The sequence below is a fragment of the Nocardiopsis trehalosi NBRC 14201 genome (assembly GCF_001552555.1).
GTDB lineage: Bacteria > Actinomycetota > Actinomycetes > Streptosporangiales > Streptosporangiaceae > Nocardiopsis_B > Nocardiopsis_B trehalosi.
The window spans coordinates 1-5332 of the sequence record NZ_BCRK01000277.1 but is presented as its reverse complement, the minus strand read 5'-3'; the positions used below and the strand labels follow the sequence as shown (position 1 = coordinate 5332).

The following is a 5332-nucleotide window of genomic DNA, read 5'->3' as shown; positions in this document are numbered from 1 at the left end:
CCCCCGCCCCCGGCGGGACCGGCGGCCCCGGGGCGCCGCGGGGTCAGACCCGCGCGGCCGCCCGGCGGGACGCGCGGCGGCGGAGCAGCAGGCCGTGGCGCGGGGCGAACAGGTAGGCCAGCGCGAACGCCGCGGCGTGGGCGAGGACGATCGCGCCGCCGGTGGCGACGTTGAGGTGGAAGCTCAGGTAGACGCCGACGACCGCGGCAACCGCCGCCACCGCCGCCGCGATGAGCAGCATCCGCTCGAACCGGTCGGTGAGCAGGTAGGCGGTCGCCCCGGGGATGACGACCATGGCCACCACCAGGATGATCCCCACCGCCTGGAGCGCGATGACGACGGTCACCGCGAGCAGGCCGAGCAGCAGCGCCTCCAGCCGGCGCGGGTTGAGCCCGATGGCGTGCGCGTGCACCGGGTCGAACGCGTAGAGGGTGAGGTCGCGGTGCTTGGCCAGCGCCACCGCCAGGGTCACCCCGGCCATCACCAGCACCTGGGCGATCGAGGTGTTGGACACCCCCAGCACGTCGCCGAACAGGATGTGCATGAGGTCGGTCTGGCTGGGGATGCGCGAGATCAGCACCACGCCGATCCCGAACATCGCGGTGAACACGATGCCGATGACCGCGTCCTCCTTCACCCGCGAGGTGCGGTTGACGGCGCCGATCAGCGCCACCGACCCCGCGCCGAACACCAGCGCCCCCACCGCCAGGGGGAACCCGAACAGGTAGGACAGCACCACCCCGGGCAGGACGGCGTGCGACACGGCGTCGCCCAGCAGCGACCAGCCGATGAGGGTGACCCAGCACGACAGCACCGCGCACACCACCCCGGCGACCACGCTGACGAGCAGCGCCCGCTGCATGAACCCGTACTGCAGCGGCACGGCCACCCACTCCGCGATCTCGGCCATCACGCGGCCTCCCCGCCCCGGTCGGCCGGGCCCAGCAGCGCCGGGGCCGTCACGGCCCCGCCCACCGGGGGCGACTGCGGCCCCCCGCCGACGCCGAACGCCGCCATCAGCCGGTCGGGGGTCAGCACCTCCTCGGGGCGGCCGCGGGCGACGACCCGCCGCTGCAGCAGGACGGCCTCGTCGCAGTACTCCGGCACGCGCGCCAGGTCGTGCGTCGACAGCAGCACCGTGGCGCCGGCGCCGCTCATGGCGCGCAGCACCTCGACGATGGTGGCCTCGGAAGGGGCGTCCACCCCGGCGAACGGCTCGTCCAGCAGGAACACCCGGGCGCCCTGGGCGATGCCGCGCGCCACGAAGGCGCGCTTGCGCTGGCCGCCCGACAGCGCCCCGATCTGGCGGTCGGCCAGTCCGGTGAGCCCGGTGCGCTCCAGTGCGGCGGCGACGGCCGCGCGGTCGGCGCGGCGCGGCCGCCGGGTGAAGCCCATGTGGCCGTAGCGGCCCATCATGACGACGTCGGCCACCCGGACCGGGAACGCCCAGTCGACCTGCTCGGTCTGCGGGACGTAGCCGACCAGGCCGCCGCGCCGGGCGGCCTGCGGCGGCTCCCCGTGCAGCAGCACCCGGCCGGCGTCGGCGCGGACCAGCCCCAGCAGCGCCTTGAACAGGGTGGACTTGCCCGACCCGTTGGTGCCGAGCAGGGCGCAGACGCGGCCCGGGGCGAGGTCGAAGGTGACGCCGTCGAGGGCGAGGACGTCGCCGTAGCGGACGGTCACGCCGTCCACCTCGACGGCGGGTGCGGGGCTGCTCATGCGGGGCGGTCCTTCCCGGTCAGTCCGGCGACGATGGTCTCGGCGTCGTGGCGCAGCAGGTCGAGATAGGTGGGGACGGGGCCGTCGGCGGTGGACAGCGAGTCGACGAACAGGTCGCCGCCGCGCACGGCGCCGGTCTCGCGGGCGACCTGGTCCATGGCGCCGTCGTTGACGGTGGACTCGCAGAACACCGCCGGGACGTCGTTGGCGCGCACGAAGTCGACGGTGTCGGCCACCTGGCGGGGGGTGCCCTGGGCGTCGGCGTTGACCGGCCACAGGTAGCGCTCGGTCAGCCCGGCGTCGCGGGCCAGGTAGGAGAACGCGCCCTCGCAGGTGACCAGGGCGCGGCGGTTCTCGGGCAGCGCCCCCAGCTCGGTGTCCAGGTAGGCGCCGATGTCGGCGATCTCGGCCTGGTAGTCCTCGGCGTTGGCGGCGTAGGCGTCGGCGCCGGCCGGGTCGGCCTCGGTGAGGGCGGCGGCGATGTTGTCGACGTAGACGAGCGCGTTGTCGGGCGACATCCAGGCATGCGGGTTGGCCTCGCCCTCGTGGCCGCCGGAGGCGATCGGCAGGGTGGCGATGCCGTCGGTGAGGGTGGCGGTGTCGGCGTCCATGCGGAGGGTGAACTGGGCGAACCACGCCTCCAGGCCGAGCCCGTTCTCCAGGATGAGGTCGGCACCCTCGGCGCGGACGAGGTCGTCGGGGGCGGGCTGGTAGCCGTGGATCTCGGCGCCGGGCCGGGTGACCGAGGCGACCTCGGCGCGGTCGCCGGCGACGGCGCGGGTCATGTCGGCGAGCACGGTGAAGGTGGTCAGGACGGTGAGGCGGCCGTCGTCGGCGGCGGAGGGGGACGTCCCGGCGCAGGCGGTGGCGGCGAGGAGGGACGCCGCCGCGCAGAAGCTGGTCGCAACGAGCGGGAAGGCCCGCCCATCTCCAATGTTGGGCACGCCTAACTTCTACCATCACCCCGCTGTTTCACACCTGTCCGGGGGGGTTCATCCCGGTCTCCGCGGCCGCCGTACCCACGTAGCGCGCAGGAGCGCCCGCCGGCCGGATGACCGGCCGGGCGGGCGGCGGGCGGCGCGGCCGTGGGGAGGCCGCGTCCCGGTGGGCGGGCGCCGGTGGCGGCGCGCCCCGCCTCCGATCACGGTGCCCCGGGCGGTGCCCCGGACTCGGCGGAGCCCGGCGGCGCGGTGCGCCGCAGGGCTCCGCCGCGTGATGGGCCGTCGCGCGCGGCGGCACATCACGCGCGGGTGGGCCGCTCCGGGGGCTCGTCGGTGCCGCCCTTGGGGCGCTGGGCGGGCGGGTCGGATTCCGATGGCTCCCGCTCGCCGGCGATCTCGGTATCGGGGCCGGGAGGCGGGCCCGACCTGCGGTCGGCCAGCGGGCGGCCGTCGTCCTCCCCCTCGGCGCCGCGTCCCCGCCCGGGGCGAGGACGCTCCTCCTCGTCGCCGTCGCCGTCGCGGCGCGGTGCGCCGTCGCGGTCGCGGTCGCGGTCGCGGTCGCGGTCGCGGTCGCGCGGATGCTCGGCCATGGTCTCCCCTTTCGTCGCGGCGCCGCCGCCCGCGACCGGACGGCCGGGAGGGCGGGCGGCGCGGGTCGGGCGGCTCAGCCGCCGCCCGGGAGGAACTCCTGCAGCTTGGTGCGCATCCCCTTCACCATGACGCCGAACCGGTCCGGGTCGCCCGACGCCAGCGCCTTGGCCGTGTCGGTGAGCTGGTCCAGTTCCACGTAGGGCGGGATGGGCGGGATGTCGGGATCGCAGTGCACGTCCAGCACCACCGGGCCCGATGCCGACAGCGCGCGGTCCCACGCCGGCCCCATGTCCGCCGGGTCGTCCACGGTGATGCCGGTCAGCCCGACCGACTCGGCGAACGCCGCGTAGGACACGTCGGGCAGGTCCTGGCTGAACGGCGTCTTGGGCGAGCCGCCCATCGCGCGCAGCTCCCAGGTCACCTGGTTGAGGTCGTTGTTGTGCAGCACGCACACCACCAGCCGGGGGTCGTCCCACTCGGCGGCGTAGCGGCGGATCGTCAGCAGCTCGGCCAGCCCGTTCATCTGCATCGCCCCGTCCCCGGCCAGCGCGATGGCGGGCCGGTCGGGGTGGGCGAACTTGGCGCCGATCGCGTAGGGCACCGCGCACCCCATCGTGGCCAGCGTGCCCGACAGCGACCCGCGCACCCGCCCGCGCACGCGCACCTGGCGGGCGTACCAGTTGGCCGCCGAACCGGAGTCGGCGGCCACGATGGCGTCCTCGGGCAGCCGCTCGGACAGCTCGTGGAAGATGAGCATGGGGTTGACCGGGTCGGCGGGGACGCGGGCCTGGCGCTCCATGACCTCCCACCACCGGCGCACCCCCTTCTCGACGGTGTCGCGCCACCGCTCACTGGGCCGGTGCCCGCGCTTGGAGCGCACCCGCTCCAGCAGCCGCCGCAGGGTGGCGGCCGCGTCGCCGACCAGGTTGACCTCGGTCGGGTAGCGCATGCCGATCATCCGGGCGTCGATGTCGATCTGCACGGCGCGCTTGCCGAACTCGGGCAGGTACTGGCTGTAGGGCATGTTGGAGCCGATGATCAGCAGGGTGTCGCAGTCGCGCATCAGCTCCCACGACGGGCGGGTGCCGAGCAGGCCGATCGAGCCGGTGACGAACGGCAGGTCGTCGGGGAGCACGTCCTTGCCGAGGAGCGCCTTGGCCACCCCGGCGCGGGTGGTCTCGGCCAGCTCCACCACCTCGGCGGCGGCGCCGCGGGCGCCCTGGCCGACGAGGACCGCCACGCGCTCCCCCGCGTCGACCACCTCGGCGGCGCGGGCGATCTCCTCGTCCGGGGCGGTGACCACGGGCGCGGCCAGGCCCGGCCGGCTGGAGGGCACCTGCTTGAACGCGTGCGCGGGCGGGGAGTAGTCGGCCTCCTGCAGGTCGGCCGGGATGATCACCACGGCCGGGCAGCGGTCGGCGAGCGCGGTGCGGATCGCCCGGTCCAGCACGTTGGGGAACTGCTCGGGGACCATGGCGGTCTGCACGTAGGAGGCGACGTCCTGGAACAGCGAGTGCAGGTCGATCTCCTGCTGGTAGCTGCCCCCCATGGCCGACCGCGCGGTCTGGCCGACGATCGCCAGGACGGGGACGTGGTCGAGCTTGGCGTCGTAGAGCCCGTTGAGCAGGTGGACCCCGCCGGGGCCGCTGGTGGCCAGGCAGACGCCCAGGCCGCCGCCGAACTTGGCGTAGCCGACCGCCGAGAACGCCGACATCTCCTCGTGCCGGCTCTGCACGAACCGGGGCCGCTGCACCCGGCCGAGTTCGGCGATCAGCCCGTTGACGCCGTCGCCGGGGTAGCCGAAGACGCGGTCGACGCCCCACTCGGTGAGGCGGTGCAGCAGGTGGCCGGAGACGCTCTGCGTCACGGGAATCCCCCATCTCGTCGGGCCGTCCGGGTGCCCGCGCCCCGCCGGGTCGGGCGCGGACCGGCACACCGTGCCCGGCGGCGCGCCGCGCCCGCGCCGCTGCCCCACCGCCCGCGCGCCCAAACGTCGCCGGCCGCCGGGCCCGGCGGCCGGCGGCCAGTCCCGCACGGCCCGGCGGCCGGGCGGGATGAGGCGCGGTGCCGGGGCGGGGACG

At 75.8% G+C, this 5332-nt stretch carries 5 protein-coding genes; all 5 read right to left on the bottom strand.

Annotation, left to right across the window (positions count from 1 at the left end; genetic code table 11):
* Positions 1–43: 43 nt before the first annotated feature.
* The gene (locus tag NT8_RS27025) at positions 44–910 is read right to left on the bottom strand and encodes a metal ABC transporter permease (protein WP_067975638.1); all 867 of its coding nucleotides are present in this window, start codon (positions 908–910) and stop codon (positions 44–46) included.
* Positions 910–1719, bottom strand: a complete 810-nt coding sequence (locus tag NT8_RS27020) for a metal ABC transporter ATP-binding protein (RefSeq protein ID WP_084469323.1) — start codon at positions 1717–1719, stop codon at positions 910–912. The genes NT8_RS27025 and NT8_RS27020 overlap by 1 nt, the downstream gene beginning before the upstream one ends.
* A complete protein-coding gene (locus NT8_RS27015; protein WP_067975636.1) occupies positions 1716–2663 on the bottom strand; it encodes a metal ABC transporter substrate-binding protein in 948 nt (315 codons plus the stop codon). The genes NT8_RS27020 and NT8_RS27015 overlap by 4 nt, the downstream gene beginning before the upstream one ends.
* Before the next feature lie 296 nt (positions 2664–2959).
* Entirely contained in the window at positions 2960–3250 is a 291-nt protein-coding gene (locus NT8_RS27010) for a hypothetical protein (RefSeq protein WP_067975634.1), read from the bottom strand.
* Positions 3251–3324: 74 nt separating this feature from the next.
* Entirely contained in the window at positions 3325–5118 is a 1794-nt protein-coding gene (locus NT8_RS27005) for a thiamine pyrophosphate-requiring protein (protein ID WP_067975631.1), read from the bottom strand.
* Between the last annotated feature and the right edge of the window lie 214 nt (positions 5119–5332).

What these genes read in the sequence shown, in the direction of transcription:
- NT8_RS27020 (WP_084469323.1), bottom strand. Translation starts at nt 1,719, where the DNA reads ATGAGCAGCCCCGCACCCGCCGTCGAGGTGGACGGCGTGACCGTCCGC.
- NT8_RS27025 (WP_067975638.1), bottom strand. Translation starts at nt 910, where the DNA reads ATGGCCGAGATCGCGGAGTGGGTGGCCGTGCCGCTGCAGTACGGGTTC.
- NT8_RS27010 (WP_067975634.1), bottom strand. Translation starts at nt 3,250, where the DNA reads ATGGCCGAGCATCCGCGCGACCGCGACCGCGACCGCGACCGCGACCGC.